At 48.8% G+C, this 16,975-nt stretch carries 11 protein-coding genes; 7 read left to right on the plus strand and 4 right to left on the minus strand.

What is annotated here, in order from left to right:
• Positions 1-382: 382 nt before the first annotated feature.
• Positions 383-1,849 (minus strand): hypothetical protein, encoded by a 1,467-nt coding sequence (locus tag EHT87_RS02870; RefSeq protein ID WP_124903645.1) that lies wholly within the window; start codon positions 1,847-1,849, stop codon positions 383-385.
• A 180-nt stretch (positions 1,850-2,029) separates the two neighbouring features.
• Between EHT87_RS02870 and rbsK the strand changes: the two genes are divergently transcribed.
• From rbsK to EHT87_RS02900, 6 genes are all read left to right on the plus strand, one after another.
• Complete coding sequence (gene rbsK / locus EHT87_RS02875) at positions 2,030-2,971, plus strand: ribokinase (protein ID WP_124903647.1); 942 nt, start codon at positions 2,030-2,032, stop codon at positions 2,969-2,971.
• Positions 2,972-2,985: 14 nt separating this feature from the next.
• The gene (locus EHT87_RS02880) at positions 2,986-3,987 is read left to right on the plus strand and encodes a GRP family sugar transporter (RefSeq protein ID WP_124903649.1); all 1,002 of its coding nucleotides are present in this window, start codon (positions 2,986-2,988) and stop codon (positions 3,985-3,987) included.
• A gap of 133 nt (positions 3,988-4,120) precedes the next feature.
• The gene (locus EHT87_RS02885; protein WP_124903651.1) at positions 4,121-5,668 is read left to right on the plus strand and encodes an ADP-ribosylglycohydrolase family protein; all 1,548 of its coding nucleotides are present in this window, start codon (positions 4,121-4,123) and stop codon (positions 5,666-5,668) included.
• A 165-nt stretch (positions 5,669-5,833) separates the two neighbouring features.
• On the plus strand, positions 5,834-8,914 hold the full coding sequence (locus tag EHT87_RS02890) for a SusC/RagA family TonB-linked outer membrane protein (RefSeq protein WP_229320813.1): 3,081 nt from the start codon (positions 5,834-5,836) through the stop codon (positions 8,912-8,914).
• A gap of 21 nt (positions 8,915-8,935) precedes the next feature.
• Complete coding sequence (locus tag EHT87_RS02895; protein WP_124903655.1) at positions 8,936-10,555, plus strand: RagB/SusD family nutrient uptake outer membrane protein; 1,620 nt, start codon at positions 8,936-8,938, stop codon at positions 10,553-10,555.
• Positions 10,556-11,292: 737 nt separating this feature from the next.
• A complete protein-coding gene (locus tag EHT87_RS02900) occupies positions 11,293-12,693 on the plus strand; it encodes a chloride channel protein (protein WP_124903657.1) in 1,401 nt (466 codons plus the stop codon).
• Positions 12,694-12,708: 15 nt separating this feature from the next.
• Here EHT87_RS02900 and EHT87_RS02905 read toward each other — a convergent pair whose 3' ends face one another.
• A complete protein-coding gene (locus tag EHT87_RS02905) occupies positions 12,709-13,962 on the minus strand; it encodes a cation:proton antiporter (RefSeq protein ID WP_124903659.1) in 1,254 nt (417 codons plus the stop codon).
• 87 nt (positions 13,963-14,049) lie between these two features.
• Between EHT87_RS02905 and EHT87_RS02910 the strand changes: the two genes are divergently transcribed.
• Entirely contained in the window at positions 14,050-15,444 is a 1,395-nt protein-coding gene (locus EHT87_RS02910; protein WP_124903661.1) for a DUF389 domain-containing protein, read from the plus strand.
• A 625-nt stretch (positions 15,445-16,069) separates the two neighbouring features.
• On the opposite strand, the gene EHT87_RS02920 is transcribed toward EHT87_RS02910, so the two are convergent.
• Complete coding sequence (locus EHT87_RS02920) at positions 16,070-16,351, minus strand: hypothetical protein (RefSeq protein WP_124903663.1); 282 nt, start codon at positions 16,349-16,351, stop codon at positions 16,070-16,072.
• Positions 16,352-16,465: 114 nt separating this feature from the next.
• Positions 16,466-16,789: a hypothetical protein gene (locus EHT87_RS02925; protein WP_124903665.1), complete on the minus strand. Its 324-nt coding sequence runs from the start codon at positions 16,787-16,789 to the stop codon at positions 16,466-16,468.
• Between the last annotated feature and the right edge of the window lie 186 nt (positions 16,790-16,975).

Raw genomic sequence — 16,975 nt, forward strand, 5'->3', positions numbered from 1 at the left:
AATTGGTGTTGGTTCATGCGTTTTGGGTAAAGCGATAGAGGTCGTAAAGCAAATTAACTGATCAACGAATGGCAACCCCTTATCTTGTTATGAATTGGGGTTGATGTCAACATGTCTGTTCAAAATTACGGTAAGATATTGCCATTGGAAGTGTGGCAGACCTCCGCAACAGATACGCCGGTATCAGCCTGTCGAAGCGCAAAACGATGGCTCGGGCTACCCCGTTGTGCTTCTGTGAACTTGCGGTCCGCCACCGCGGGTTTTTTCCATAAGCGATTTCGTGATTAGTTGAATTATCAAAATCGCCCGGATTTCTCTACTCGTTCAATATCCAGTTTTTAGAGACAAGGTCAGTTTATTTGCGAATCAAAAGTTATCGAGTCTAACCAGAAGGGGCATCAACTTTACTAAACCACTCCTCCAGTCCCAATTCTAAAATTACCTGGCGCTCAAAAGGGTCTCTCTTTAGTAGTGAAAATTGCCTGGAAAATTGCTTCAAAGGATTGTTTTTTAGCCAATGCCTCAGTGTTTTCAGAAAAAGTTGCTCAACACGGAACCCGGTTTTCTGCCGTTTTAACCTTAACTCAATAGACCTAAGCTCATAATGAATATAATCCCGGTTTTCTAGCGCCACGTGGATCATCAGATTCATCAATCGGCAACTCACATATAAAATACGACTTAGGGAGCGCGTAGGCTGATTTAAAATTTGATTGATAATGCGCAGAGCTTCACTATAATTGCCCAAATGATAGTAAACACGGGCAATGCTTAATTTAAGTTGCACTTGGATTTGTAAAGGTAGCCTATAAAGATCTTTTTCAATTAGATCCTGGTTGTGGCTGATGAGCTGACTGGCTTGCTGGTAGTTTCCTGTGTTTACAGCAACGTGTAGCTGGTTTTCAATAACCTGGCATTGGGTTGTAAGTTTTAACGTATCTGAAGTCGTCGATATGGATAGCATTTGTCCTAAAAAATAATCCATTTTTTCGTACTGCTGGGTTACCCGCATCGTTTGTAAGGCATTGTTCACTACGTGCATGTAATACAACGGCTTGTCGGCCCATAGATGACTATGACTTTGAAACAAACTGTCCAGTTCATAAAGCATTTGTAAGCTATCCTGAGGACTGTCCGTCATTAGGAAGTAGGCCGACTGAAACTGTAAGTGAAGCTGTTTGGATTCGAACGACTCAATATTTTGGGAACTTAACACCTGATGTTCTTCAAGAAGTAAATCATTTAGCCGTAGTGTTTCCTGACGGCTTCTTACTATACCAGTTTTCCAGTAGCGCATCGACACTATCTCATACAGAGAGGCATGGTGCTGGATCACCAGTTCATGGCGTAAGAGCTCCGAGATTTTCTCCTGCTTCTCAACTAGTTTAGCTTCATCCCAGCCAACAAATTGCTGGGATATTATATACTGGATCTCTTGTCGGGAAGCTAAAATGTAGTAAATGAACTTTTCATACTTCAACGCGATCGTTTTTGCCTTGTCAAGTTGTTCAAGACTGGCTTCGATCAGCCCTCGATCGAACAGAATCCGACTGTCGCTAAGCAAGGCCTGTAGTTGATCTTCGACAATTTTATCCGCACCAAATTGCCGTAGACTCCTCATTAAGGTCTTATATAAATACTTACGGGCTGTCTCCAAAGCCGAGGTTGTAAAATTCTCATGAAGATCCCGGCTTAACTCCTTCGTAAATTGTAGGTGCCGATCAAGACAATTGAACAAGGTAAGGTAATCCTTTTCTCCCCCCTGTATGGAGGTGCTGAGTTTGAAATACCGTTTCTCTGATTTTGTCAGTGAATGAATAAGTAAATGAAGTGTTTCGATCGATACCATAGCATTACCTAAAGTGTACTGGAAAAATGGTATTATTTAGAGATAAAGTTTAGTATATAAGGGCACTACTTCGATTTTTTACTGATCATTTCCTTTATAGCTTTACCTGTTTCAGGAAAAAAGACGCTATAAACTATAAATTATTCCAGATACTTTTGAACAACCAATTCGTCTTCTTCTATGCATACTTCTGTAATATGTGTTGTTGGCAGTTCAAACACCGACATGGTCGTAAAAGCCGATAAATTGCCTATACCTGGTGAAACGGTAATCGGGGGACAGTTTTTAATGACTCCAGGGGGGAAAGGAGCCAACCAGGCGGTTGCCGCAGCTCGGCTAGGCGGTCAAGTTGCCCTTGCTGTTAAAGTGGGAAATGACATTTTTGGAAAACAGGCCATACAACAGTTCCAGCGCGAAAAGATCAATCTCAAGTATACTTCAACAGACCCGGAACATCCGTCCGGTGTAGCGCTGATCAATGTAGATGCGAAAGGGGAAAATTGTATTACCGTAGCTCCCGGTGCAAATAGTTATCTAATGCCCAAAGATGTTGAAGCGGTTATTGATGATTTAAATCCCCACGATATCGTACTTATTCAGTTAGAAATTCCGCTACAAACTGTTAGCTACGTCATTCGCCGATGTGCTGAAAAAAAGATCCTTGTTATTTTAAATCCCGCTCCGGCCCAACTTCTGCCCAGCGACCTTTTCGCGTGCCTGGACCTGATCACACCCAATGAAACCGAAGTTGAGCTTTTGACGGGAATTCGGGTAACAAACTTAAAATCAGCCAGGGAGGCAGCCCAGGCGTTGCGCGATAAAGGGGTATCCAATGTCATCATAACTTTAGGGCATAAAGGAGCTTACCTGCAAACTGATAAACTGGGAAAACTGATTCCGGCGCCCCCTGTTACGGCAATTGATACGACCGCCGGGGGCGATTGTTTTAACGGCGCGTTGGCGGTTGCCTTAGCCTCGAAAAAGCCATTGGAAGAGGCCGTTGCTTTTGCGTGTAAGGTCGCTTCGATCTGTGTGACACGAATGGGAGCTCAGGCATCCTTACCCTACTGGCGCGAAGTCAATAAATTACCCTTGTCAATCGATCCGTCCGAATTACCGTAACCTTCTCAAGTTTTATGTTTATCATTCCAAATTATACGGTCGCAGTTGTCTTTTGCCTGATTACAATGCTATGTTGGGGCTCCTGGGCCAATACGCAAAAACTGGCTGCTGGCCAGTGGCGTTTTGAGTTGTTTTATTGGGACTATGTCATCGGTATTTTCCTTTTTTCACTTCTCTCAGCATTGACGCTAGGGAGTATTGGGGAGGGCGGGCGACCATTTCTTACCGACATTGCGCAAGCCGATAAGTCCAACATGTTTTCAGCCATCCTGGGAGGAGTCATCTTTAATGCCTCCAATATTCTGCTGGCGGCTGCTATTTCTATTTCCGGTATGGCGGTTGCTTTTCCGGTTGGCGTTGGCCTGGCCCTGGTAATCGGCGTAATTATCAATTACATAAATGCTCCTGTTGGCAATGCAAGCATCCTTTTGGGGGGCGTTGTTATGATTGTCGTTGCCATTCTCCTCAACGCGAAAGCCTATCGAACAAACCCTGATTCATCCGTAAGCCTGTCCAGGAAGGGACTCTGGCTGGCTATTATAAGTGGTGGTTTAATGGGCCTCTTTTACAAGTACGTAGCGCAATCGATGTTCCCTGATTTTCAAATACCGCAACCCGGAAAACTCAGCCCTTACTCAGCCGTGGTATTTTTCTCCATTGGGGTTTTAACCAGTAATTTTTTGTTCAATACACTGCTGATGTGGAAGCCCTTTATAGGTGAGCCTCTTCGGTATGCGAATTATTTTCGGGGGGGGAGTCGTAATCACGCCATGGGTATTCTGGGTGGAACGATATGGTGCATCGGCTTATTATTCAGTATAATTGCTTCTGACAAAGCAGGTCCGGCCATATCCTACGGCCTGGGGCAGGGGGCCACGGTTATTGCTGCCATCTGGGGCATTTACGTTTGGCGCGAATTCCGACATGCTCCCCAAACCACCCACAGACTCCTGAATATTATGCTTCTATGTTACGTCGCGGGATTGAGTCTGCTGATTATTGCCCGTGATGCTTGATAGATACTCCATATAGCCTTTCAGGAGCGCATTTTACATCTTTTCGACTAGGCATGGTCGCTCCCGAAACAGAAAAACCCTAACACTTATTCGTACCTCACTCTGTGAGGTAACCCTTTAACATCCCTTCAGCATGAAAAAACTAGTTTCCTGGTCTTTGTTCCTCATTGTCGTTGTTGGATTCATCGCGCCCAAACCGCAGCCAACGTACGTAAGCATGTCTAAAGAAAAACTGCGTGATAAAATCAAAGGCGGCTGGGCGGGTCAGGTCATCGGCTGCACGTTTGGCGGTCCAACGGAATTTCAGTTCAACGGTACGATGATCAATGACTACCAGAAAATCCCCTGGTATGATGGGTATATTAAACACAGTATGATGAGCAGTCCGAGCCTGTACGATGATTTGTACATGGATCTCACGTTTGTCGATGTATTTGAAAAGCACGGATTGGATGCCCCCGTCGAAGCTCATGCCAAAGCCTACGCCAACTCCGAATACCGGCTCTGGCACGCCAATCAGGTAGGGCGGTACAATATTCTTCATGGTCTAAAAGCGCCGGAGTCAGGCCACTGGCTGAATAATCCGCACGCCGATGATATCGACTTTCAGATTGAAGCTGACTTCTCCGGCCTGATGGCTCCCGGTATGCCCAACACGGCGGCAAAGATTGGCGACGGCATTGGCCACATCATGAACTATGGCGACGGATGGTATGGGGGCGTTTACGTTGGTGCCATGTATTCGCTGGCTTTTGTTTCCAAAGACATCAACTATGTCGTCAAGGAAGCCCTGAAAACAATACCGGCGCAGAGCACATTCTATCAGTGTATCAATGATGTAATCGGCTGGCATGCAAAATACCCCAATGACTGGAAAAAAACATGGTTTGAAGTGCAACGGAAATGGGCCGACGAGGCCGGTTGTCCAATGGGAGTCTATTCAGCTTATGACATCGATGCCAAGATCAATGCGGCTTACATTGTAATTGGCCTCCTGTACGGCAACGGGGATTTTACGAAAACCATGGAAATCAGCACCCGATGTGGCCAGGATTCAGATTGCAATCCCTCATCGGCAGCGGGTATCCTGGGTACGATGATAGGCTATGATCAAATTTCATCGTATTGGAAATTGGGCTTGAAAGAAGCCGAAGACGTCGATTTCAGGTATACGACCATGTCGTTGAATGATGTGTATGACATCGGGTTGAAACACGCGTTGCAGATGATTGAGCGCAATGGCGGTAAAGTTTCCGATAAAGACGTAACGCTGGCCGTACAAAAGCCTCAGGCAGTTCGGTTGGAACAAGGCTTCACCGGTCATTTCCCCGTGAGTGTAAAACCCATCCAGAAAGAACTTACGAATGAGTATTCATTTGAGGTTGACGGCATTGGGTTTGTGCTCAGAGGAAATGCTGAACCCGTAAAAGTCGATATTGCCAATGACAAGGCCAATGTCCACGTATTTGATGCGGAGCTATACATCGATGATAAACTGGTTGAGAAAGCGAAGTTGCCAACCAGTTTCCGGCTACGGCGACACGAACTCTTCTGGAAATATCAACTTCCCAAAGGCAAACATGCCGTCCGGGTTAAAGTACTGAATCCTGATCCCGGTTATGTGGTGCGGATGGTTAGTCTGATCACCTATGACAACAAACCGCACGCGCATCCTGAATAGGTAACTACCCTCTAAAAGCCCCTGTATTTAAGGTCCAATTGCCTGTGTTGCTCCCTGAATCTGATCGAATCGGTCCAAAACCGATGACAGGGGATGCCTTTGCCCTTCGCCTTTAAAACAACTAAAATTATGCCCAATCAATGTACTATTCCAGGCTGGAAACCGATGCGGTTCACAGTTTTCCAGCTCTGCTTATGCCTTCTGCCTGCGGGTTTAGCCCTTGCCGAAGCGACCAGAGGTTCCGCTTTGAAAAACCACCGGATCATCGTGGAGTATAACGATCCACAGAAAGTAGCGGATCGAACCATAACGGGTTCCGTGACGGACGACAAAGGCGAACCCTTACCGGGCGTTAGTATTGTCTTGAAAGACACCCAACGCGGAACCAACAGTGACGGCCAGGGGCAATTCAGTCTGACCGTACCGGATGGTCCGGCCACGCTGGTGTTCAGTTTTGTTGGCTACGTTGCCAAAGAGATAAGTGTTGATAACCAGACCCGGCTGACGGTTTCGCTACTCGTCGATGATAAAACGTTGAATGAAGTGGTGGTGGTCGGTTACGGTACGCAATCTCGCCGGAATGTTACGGGATCGGTGACCAAAGTCGATTTAAAGCAGATGGAAAACACGCCGACGACGAACATCGGCCAGGCCTTGCGGGGCCGGGTGGCTGGTGTGCAATTTACCGACAATGGGCGGCCCGGTCAGGGAGGAAGTATTTTGGTGCGTGGGCAACGATCCATTTCGGCCAGTAATAACCCCTTGATTGTTCTGGACGGTATTTTTTTTGAGGGGAACCTGAGCGACATCAATCCGGGCGACATCGAATCCATGGAGGTGCTTAAAGATGCATCGGCTACCGCCATTTACGGGGCCCGTGCTGCCAACGGTGTTATCCTGATTACGTCCAAAAAAGGCACTTCTGAAACACCGACCATCCGGCTGAATACGTATTACGGAAGTTCCAGCTGGAGTTACACGCCCAAATTACTGACGCCGGAACGGTATATCGAAAAAACACTGGACTGGCGGAAGCAGAGTGGTTTGGATGCCGACCCCGCGAAAATTGGCGGCTACCTTACCGCTACGGAAGCCAGAAACTATGCCGCAGGCCAAACGATCGATCCGCTTAAGGTGGCCTCGCAACAGGCCGGAATTTATAACCTGGATTTGAGTGTAGCCGGTCGGTCGGCCCGAACAAACTATTACGTCTCCGCTAACTACAACAACGAAAAAGGGCTTATCTACAACGATAATGCCAGCCGGACCAGCGTTCGGGTCAACCTGGATACGCAAGTTACCGACTGGCTTAAGATCGGCATCAATGCGCAGTATGCAGAACGGGATCTGTCGGGAAATTCGGCGGACATGGGGGTCGCCTTCTGGACATCGCCTTACAACGACGTTTGGGTGGATGCCGCCCAAACCGATCCCAAACCGCTTGGCAATGAGGATGGCCTGGTCGGCAGTATTCTTTATAACGCCCTGATCTATAAAAATCAGGAACGTCAGCGCAATCTGTTCGCCAATTTTTTTGGCGTCCTGGATATTCCCTTCATCAAGGGATTGTCGTACCGGATTAATTATTCTCCTAATTACCGCTGGTTTAATTTGAATGATTTCCAGCCCATTTACCAACGGAACGGTATCAATAATACGGGTTTTGCCAGCCGCCGGACCGATTTCAACAAGAACTGGGTACTGGAAAATATTCTGACGTATAGCCGCCAGGTTGGTGAAAATCACGGCTTCGATCTGACGTTGTTGTACGGACGAAATCAGGCGTATGCCGAATCAATCATTTCTTCGGGAACCGATTTTTCGGGCTCCAGCGATGCCAACGGCTGGAATAACATTGCCTTGGCTAAAATTCAGGCGGTAACGTATCCCGGTGGAACGTTGGGCGCTTCCCAGGTGGATGCCATCTCGTCGATGGCCCGGCTAAACTACCGGTTCAAAGATCGCTACCTGTTTACGTTCACCACTCGCCGGGATGGTAATTCGGTGTTTGGCGCCAACAACAAGTTTGGTGTATTCCCGTCGGCGGCCTTCGCCTGGATAGCCTCGGATGAGTCATTCATAAAAACGCTGTCGGCCATCAACCTGCTCAAGCTCCGGGCATCTTACGGCTCAGTGGGGAATCAGGCCATATCGGCCTACCAGTCGCTGACCAAACTGGGGCAGGTTCAATACGTATATGGTGATGGCGGTACGACCTCTACGGGCATCTTTCCCCTCAACATTGCCAGTCCGGATCTGCGTTGGGAAACCACCACCACGACCAATATTGCTGCTGATTTTGAGGTATTTAAAGGTCGCATCGGGGGAACCGTTGAATATTATAGCATGAATACGAAAGACCTGTTACTCACCCGGCAATTGCCCGGACCGACCGGTTTTACGTCCATTCTGACCAACATTGGCGCTACCAACAACAAGGGCGTAGAAGTCACCCTGAATACGGTAAATCTGAAACCGGGGCCTCTGGAATGGACCAGTACCCTGGTGTTTTCCGCCAACAAAAACCGGATCGTTCACATTTACCAGAGCGACGCCAATGGGGATGGAACCGAAGACAACGACATCAACAACAAGTGGTTCATCGGACAGCCCATTTCCGTCGCGTATGATTACCGCCTGGACGGGGTCTACCAGGAAGGTGACCAAATTCCTGCCGGACAGAAGGCCGGTTTTTTCCGGATGCAGGATGCCAACGGCGATGGAAAAATAACGCCCGATGATCGGGTGGTGCAGGGCACGCTGCAACCCAAATACCGCTGGAACATTGTGAATTCCCTTCGGTACAAAAACTTTAGCCTGATGCTCAATATCAATGCCTTACAAGGCTGGCTGGGCGTCAACAACCTGCTGGCCCTGGACCCGTCAGCGGGTGTTTTCGGGGGCGGAAACAACCCCGGACGGGCTGCCAATTTCCTGGATGCGGGCTGGTGGACGCCCGAGAATAAATCGACTACCCGCTCTTCGCTGGTCTATACCAATCCGTATGGACACCAATACTTCCAGAGCCGGGATTTTGTCCGCATTCAGGAAGTTGCCTTATCGTATGATGTGCCGAAAGAGTTTACCAAGCGTTTACGGATGAATACGCTTCGGTTTTACGTCAGTGGCCGGAATCTGCATACGTTTACCAGCTGGCAGGGGATGGACCCGGAAACGGGTGATGGCACCCGGAGCGCTTTCCCCGTACCGCGTACGGTTTCGGCAGGAGCAACAATCAGTTTTTGAACCTTTCTTTAGCCTCAAATCATGAACAATAAACTGCTTATTTATCTAAAAACAGGACTGGTGGGTATACTGCTGCTGGCCGGTCAGTCCTGTAAAGAATCCGTTCTGGACGAAAAACCAATCAGTTTTCTGGGTTCAGACAACGTATTGGTGAACAAGGCTGGTTTTCAAAGTGCCATCACGTCGCTGCACCAGGGATTGCGGGAGATGATCAATTTGAACAGCGCCGATGGCTGGTGGGCGTTGTCTTTAGCGACGGACATGGGTTCGATTGGGGTGCGCGATGTTTTGTTGCGGGATTACCAGGCTCAGCTCACCCCGAGCTATGGTGTCGTCAATTATTTCTGGGACTGGGCCTATACTACGGAACTGCCCCGGGCGAATCTGATCATCGACTATGCCGGGCGGCCCACCGCAGTGTGGAGCAGCGAAGCCGAGAAAAACGCCGTCATAGCGGAAGCTCGTTTTTTTCGGGCTTATACGCTGAACTTACTCACCAACCTGTATGGGGATGTCGTTATTGTGGATAAACTGGCCACGGAGCCCCGTGTCGATTACCAGCGGAGTTCACGCAAAGAGGTACTTACGTTTGCCAAAGCGGATCTGGAGTTTGCTTCTCAGTGGCTTCCGGTAACCGAATCGCAACCCGGTCGTATCACGAAAGATGCTGCCGATCATTTGCTTTCGGAGGTAAACATCAGCCTGGGAAATTACGACGGAGCCATCGCGGCCGCGTCATCGGTCATCGGCTCGGGCCGGAATAAGCTCATGACCGAGCGTTTTGGTACGATGAAAGCACAACCGGGGGATGTTTTTTCGGATCTGTGGAAGGATGGAAATCAAAACCGGAGCAGTGGCAACCTGGAAAATTTGTGGGTCGTTCAATTTGAATTTCAGACGGCGGGCGGCACATCCGGTGGAACCAGCGCAAACGGAAAAACCTGGCTACGGGCCTGGGGAGCGCGGTATTTTGATGCGAAAGATCCGAATAATAGTTCGGGAATGCTCCTGGCGGATAGTTTGGGGCGGGGAGTGAGCTGGATACGGCCCAGTAATCATATTTTGTACGGAATCTGGAACGACCCGGCTGACATCCGCAATTCGGGATACAACATCCGGCGGAAATGGTATTACAACAATCCGGCATCAAAGTACTACGGTCAGGAAGTGAAGAACCATCAATACCTCGACACGCTCTATCATCTTTACCCTTCATTCCGGAAAATTGAAGGCTTATCGCTGGCCGGAGCGGCCAAAGGCACTACCTTTAATGACTGGCCTATGATGCGGCTAGCGGAAACGTACCTGCTCAGGGCTGAAGCGTATTTATTGAAAGGAGAAAAGCAAAAAGCGGCTGACGATATCAACGTGGTCCGCGGCCGGGCTAAAGCAAAACCCGTACTGGCGTCTCAGGTCGATCTGGATTATATTCTGGATGAACGGTTGCGGGAATTGGTCGTGGAAGAACCGCGTCGGTTAACGCTGAGTCGGATGGGAAAACTGGTGGAGCGGGTAAAAAAATACAACGGTTTCGCCACAACCGTCAATACGATTCAGGATAAAAACGCTCTTTTTCCCATTCCGCAGAAATTTATTGATGCCAATTTCGGGCTGAAAATCGTACAGAATCCGGGCTATTAAATTAAGCCACCTGTGAATTACCCTGAAATAGCCTGATACAGTAATTGTAAAACTATTTCAGGGTAATTCACAACCTTGGTCGGGTTGCGGTTTGTTACCTTTGATTCCCATTGGCCCGTGCCTAATCCCGTCAGAATGGCAGCCATTCTTGTACCTGTCTGGAAGTAGCTTATAGACTGCATAAAGAAATCTGTCGTAGTACTCATTAAAATCGTATCTGCTTAAATGGGCCCTATCTGATAATTCCCCTGTTTTACTAAGTGGATCTATAACCTCTGTGCGGAATGCCCAATGAAGTTCGGGAAGCATCGTCCAACCGGGAAGCTCAAGCCTGATATCCATTATTTTGTCGTGTCGCTTATGAAACAGAACGAGCCTATACGGTATTCCCGGTTTCCGGGCTAGTGATGGGGTTTCAATACCATAGAAAACTGGCTACCCTCGAAGGCAATGTCGAACAGCAGCCAGCAACAGCAGGTTTTACCGGTATTGCTGACGGCTACAGGGTATTTTAAAACTCAAAAGATATAGCAGCCATTGCCGTCTACTTCACCGCAACATCGTCCAAATGTTTTTACTCGCTCAACTGCATTTGGGGTGGTTGATGGTCTCAAACCCACCCTCGAGCCCTCATAACGGACTGAAGGAAAACTTAAAATTTGCTTAGAATTGGCCATTCTGTCAATCAGATACCGCATTCCTGTGTTAGTATAGAAACCGATACTTTTTACTGACCAATGGCCAATAGACCCTCCCGCTATGCCCTGGTGCTGGCCTGGCTCGACCGACATCTGATCCGGCGGCTGTATACCGAGCAGGTCCGCCGGATTATTCTTCAAAGTCTGCCCTTTTGGGTCGCTTCCATCCTGACTGGTCTGGTTGCGGTTGGCTACGAAAAATTGTTTGTGTGGGCGGAGCAAACCAGTTTTACCTGGATCCAAGCCCAACCCCTGCTGGTCTTTATCCTGACCCCTATAGCCTTTGTGGTTGCCTGGTGGATCGTGGCCAGATGGGCCCCTGCCGCCCGGGGAAGCGGTATTCCGCAGGTCATGGCCGGGATTGAACTCGCCAGCCCAACCACGCACGGACACACCGCCTACCTGCTGAGTCTGCGGGTGGCGGTGGTCAAAATGTTCAGTAGTGTGGTCTTGCTACTCGGCGGAGGGGTCATTGGTCGGGAAGGGCCAACCATCCAGATTTCGGCGGCCATTTTTCGGGCCATTAACCGGCTCCAACCGTCGGGCTGGCCGCAGCTATCGCGCCAAATTGCGCTCGTCACCGGCGGGGCGGCTGGCCTGGCTGCGGCTTTTAACACGCCCTTAGGTGGAATCGTTTTTGTGGTGGAAGAGCTGACGCAAACCCACATTACCCGTTTTCGTACCGCCGTCTTCACGGCGGTGATTATTGCCGGTATGACGGCACAAGCCATTCTGGGGCCGTATTTATACCTGGGTTTTCCCAAAGTGACGGCTTCGACCGGTTGGTTTTTGGGTATTGTTGCGCTGGTGGCGATGCTGTGCGGTTTTGCGGGGGCGGTATTTGCCAAGGCTCTCTTGGGGTTAAATTCTTACCGTCGCCGATTCCGTACCGTTGCCGCGCAGGCGGGATGGGTGCTGGGGTGTGGGTTGGTTCTGGCCGGGCTGGCCTTTCTGGTCGGAACGGATGCCGCCGGAACGGGCAAACCCATCATCAACCGGCTCTTGTTTCAGAATGATCACCTGACGCCCTGGTATCTCTTTCCGGTGCGGTTTGCGGGGATGGCCCTTAGCTACAGTAGCGGAGCCGCGGGCGGTATTTTCGCCACGTCCCTCAGCGCCGGTGCCATTCTGGGCGATGGCCTCTCCCGTCTGCTGCATGTTACACCCGCCAATACCAACCTGATCATTCTGGTCAGCATGGTGAGTTTCCTGACCGGCGTGGTCCGCTCGCCGTTTACAGCCGCTATTCTGGTCCTTGAAATGACGGATCGGCATTCGGCCATCTTCCAGCTCCTGTTGGGCGGGTTGATGGCCCAGGGCGCGGCTTCGCTGGTTGATCCGGTCTCTTTTTATGAACACCTGAAAACCGGATTTGTCCAGGAAACATTGGCGCAGTCCGTACCCAATAAACCCCCTTCAAAACCGACCCGTGCTGATTGACCCGTTGGCCAGGCGTTACTTGCTGGATGCGGGTGGGTAGAGTCGCCGAATCAGCCGTTCCATGGTCAGGCCCTGCCCAATCACCGAGAACAGGACCACGGCATAGGTAATCGTTACCAGCAGGTCTTTATACGGCAAGGCGGCCGGAATTGACAGGGCCATCGCAATGGATAATCCGCCCCGTAACCCGCCCCAGGTCAGCATAAGGGGGGCCTTATCGTCCAGATCGAGCCAGCGTCGCGCCAGGTTGAAAGGGACCCAGATCGAAATGAACCGGGCCAGCAAAACTAAAAAGACAACGGCCAGGCAAATGGGCCAATACCCCGACTGGAAATCGATAAGTAATAATTCAAGGCCAATCAATACAAAAAGCACGGCGTTCAGGATGCCATCGATTAATTCCCAGAACTTATCGACATATTCTTCGGTGGTGTGACTCATGGCTCCCTGCCGGGCATGGCCACCCACAAACAGACCGGCTACCACCATGGCCAGGGGTCCGGAAATGTGGAGCGTCTGCGCCAGCAGGTAGCCCCCCATCACGCCTGCAACGGTAAGGATCACTTCGGTTTGATAATGATTGATGGATTTCAGCAGCCGGAACATTCCATAGCCCAGCGCCAGGCCAAATAAGATTCCTCCGCCGGCTTCTTCCAGAAACAACAAGCCAATTTCCCCCGCACTGATGCTGTCGGCCCCATTGACAACAATCCGATAGATGGACGCAAATACGACTACGCCGACCCCATCGTTGAACAAGGATTCGCCCACGATATTGAGTTTTACATTCTCGGGCAACTTGAATTTGGCCAGGATACCCAGCACGGCAATCGGGTCAGTGGGAGAAATCAAGGCGCCGAACAGTAAACAAGCCGGATAGGGTAAGGCAAATCCAAACCAGCCCGCCAGGAAATAGAGCCCTGTACCGACCAGGGCTGTACTAAGCGATACACCGATTAAGGCAAAAAGCATGACCGACCGACGTTCCAGTTTTAATTGCGCGGAATCGGTATGAAAAGCCCCCGCAAACAGCAGAAAACTCAGCATCACATCGAACAGAACCCGGCCAAAATCGATCTGCCCCAAGGCCTGGCGGATTACGGCAAACCAGGCGGGATGAAAAGCGTTTAAGCCAATGAGCAAAACCGAAAAAAGGAGTGATAAGACCATAATCCCAATGGCATCCGGAAGCTTAAGCCAGCGCGTATTGAGGTAGGCAAACAGCGCGGAGATCACAATAAGGAGTGTAATGAGCGTAAATAAGTCCATTCAGATCAAGGGTTTTCACAAGATTGCTTAAATTTCATTTGATTTATTCAAATTGGCCTTACCACATCCATTTTTTATTTGACCAGCATGATCGTCAACGACCCCAACCAACCCCGTACCAAACGACCTGATAGGCTGGCCCGCTTCGGTACATTTCTACGGGAGCGGTTCAGTCTGGAAGAAGACAAGGAAGAAGAAACGGCTATTATTCAGTCCATTAGCCGGGGAATTGAGTTTCGCGGAATCAATTTATGGACCTTGATTTTTGCCATTTTTATCGCTTCCATTGGTTTAAATGTTAATTCCACGGCGGTAATTATTGGGGCCATGCTTATTTCGCCCCTCATGGGGCCCATTATGGGTATTGGACTCGGGATCGGGATCAATGATTTGATCATGATTCAGCAGGCCTTAAAAAATTTAAGCATTGCGGTTTTTATCAGCCTGTTGACGTCAACCGTCTACTTTTTTATTAGTCCGCTCCATATTGCTCAATCAGAGTTGCTGGCCCGGACCTCACCCACGGTCTGGGATGCCTTTATTGCCTTTTTTGGTGGTCTGGCGGGCATTGTGGCCGGTTCTCGCCGGGATAAAATCACCAATGTGGTTCCGGGTGTCGCCATTGCAACGGCCCTTATGCCACCCATCTGTACGGCCGGATACGGTCTGGCATCGGGCAACCTGTATTATTTTGCCGGCGCATTCTACCTGTTTCTCATCAACAGCGTCTGCATCAGCTTAGCTACTTTCCTGATTGTACGGTTTTTAGGCTACCATCAGAAACAGTATCCGACGCCGGATATTGAACGCCGGGTCCGCAACACCATTTGGGTAGCCGTTCTGATCGTGGTGATCCCCAGCAGCTACCTGGGTTACCAGATTGTGCGCAAAACCATTTTCGAGCAGAATGCGAAGCGGTTTGTAACGAACGAGTGTAATTTTCAATACCGGCAAGTAATCAATTACACAACCCATTTTAACCGAAAGCAAAGTTTTGTCGAGCTGACGCTGGTCGGCGAACCGTTACCAAAAGATTCCATTACCTTTCTCCGAGCCAAAATGCCTCCCTATGGTCTGGGTGATGCGTCCCTAATCGTGAAGCAAGGTAGTTTTAAAGATACCGAGATTGATGTCGATGCCCTGAAAAATTCATTAACCGACCAGGTTATCAAATACAGCCAGTCGTCTATCGCGCGCAAAGACCATACGATTGACTCCTTGCGCCGGTATATCGATCTAACCCAATCGACGCATTTACCGGTAGCCGATTTGCGCAACGAGCTCAAAACCCTGATGCCCGATGTGCAAACTTTTACCGCTGCCCGGTCACTGGTGATGAATGCCAATAAGGCGACACCGGATACAGTCATGCTGGTGTATGCCCGGTTTTCCCGCCGACACACGAAGGCTGAACGGCAGCGCATAGAAAAGTGGCTCCAAAGCCGCACCAAAAGCAAGCGGATTAAACTACTGGTCGAATAAGCGGATGAATAGGTTAAATTAAAAGATTGAACCCAAAGTACCGTCGATCATGGACAAGTTTAAGAATAGCATTACTGGTATTTATGATCTTCAACCATTTTACAAGTAAAGGATACAGGTCCGAAACGGGTCTGTCCGTTTCGTCGCTCCTTGTCAATTTTCAACAAGTACTGATTGAAGGCCCTGAATTCTTTGTAGCGGCTGGTATCTACTTGTTTTTTTTTACTCCTTGAACTAAGTCTATCCTGTTCATTAGCAGCAACATAGTCTAAATATCCCAAACTGACTAAGGCCAAGTTACCCTATTCATTACAGCAGGAATCGGGATTAGTATAATGCTGTGCTGTGAAGGTCTAAATTGTGCGACGGAAGAAAGACTTTTCCTTAATGATCATAATGATGTTAATTCTCTTATTGAAGATAAACCAGGGAAATTCTGGTTTGCCACGAGGGGCAATGCCTGTATGTATGATGGAAAAACATTTGCCGTTCTCACCTCTGACGGCACCCCGTTTAAGAATATTCGTACGACTTTTAAAATAAAAACGCGAAACTGAGTTGGAAAATGATTGATCATTTTGCCACGACTCAATTTCGCGTCTTGTAGAACGGAAGGTCCGGTTGCTTATTTGGCGGCCAGGTAAGCCATCACGGATTCGTAATTCGGAAAGGTTAGGCGTTCCGTATCCTGGCCCGGATCTTTGTAGTCTACCTGAAATGATTCAGTATATTGAATGACAACATCAAAAGAAGGGGGAGTTAAATCTTTTTCTCGTTTAAAATGTAGGCGATAGGTGGTTGGACCACTGTGGGCATTTGACCTATAGAAGTTCGTAATGACATAACCGCCTACGGTGGGTGTGCCAAATTCCTGCATTTTTTGGAGTTTTGTTGCTAATTCGTTCATTTTATAAAGTAGAAAGTCAATGCAGTTGCCCGGATTTTCAGAGCAAATCGTTCGGTAAGACGATCGCATTCGCGCCGTTCAGCTTACCAAAGCGTCGTATTTACAGGGAGCAGATCAAATATCACCAAGCCCGCCGGACGGCAGATAGGGAGACCTTGCCGATTGCCGGAATTGAGAAATCGGGGTAGTGTTCGCTACAGGAATCATCTGGTAGCTTTTGGCCGGGGTTTTGTCAAACCCGAACATGCCGTTTCCAACAGAATCGTAAATTGACTGAGAAGGTCCAATAACCGGACGGAAAACCCGATGAAGTAGATTATCCCACTGAGTCGTTCCCATCATTTTTAATTTTTCTTTCAGCAAATGAATCGCATGTACCATTTTCTCTACGTTGTTTAACAGTGAAAGAGCGGCCAACAAACCGGTTGATAAAGGCACCAGGCGGTCAATTTGTTCATGATCAGACCAACTCGATAATCATGATACATACTCTGTATGACAATGCTTTACAAAATGAAAGGATGACAATCCAGAAATTAATAACTGCCGGGATGCCAAGATCGATACAAGAGTAGCAAAGGCTTATACGGGATATAACGCTAGATAGACTTTATTAGTTACGAA

The organism is Larkinella knui (genome assembly GCF_003858645.1).
GTDB classification, from domain to species: Bacteria; Bacteroidota; Bacteroidia; order Cytophagales; family Spirosomataceae; genus Larkinella; species Larkinella knui.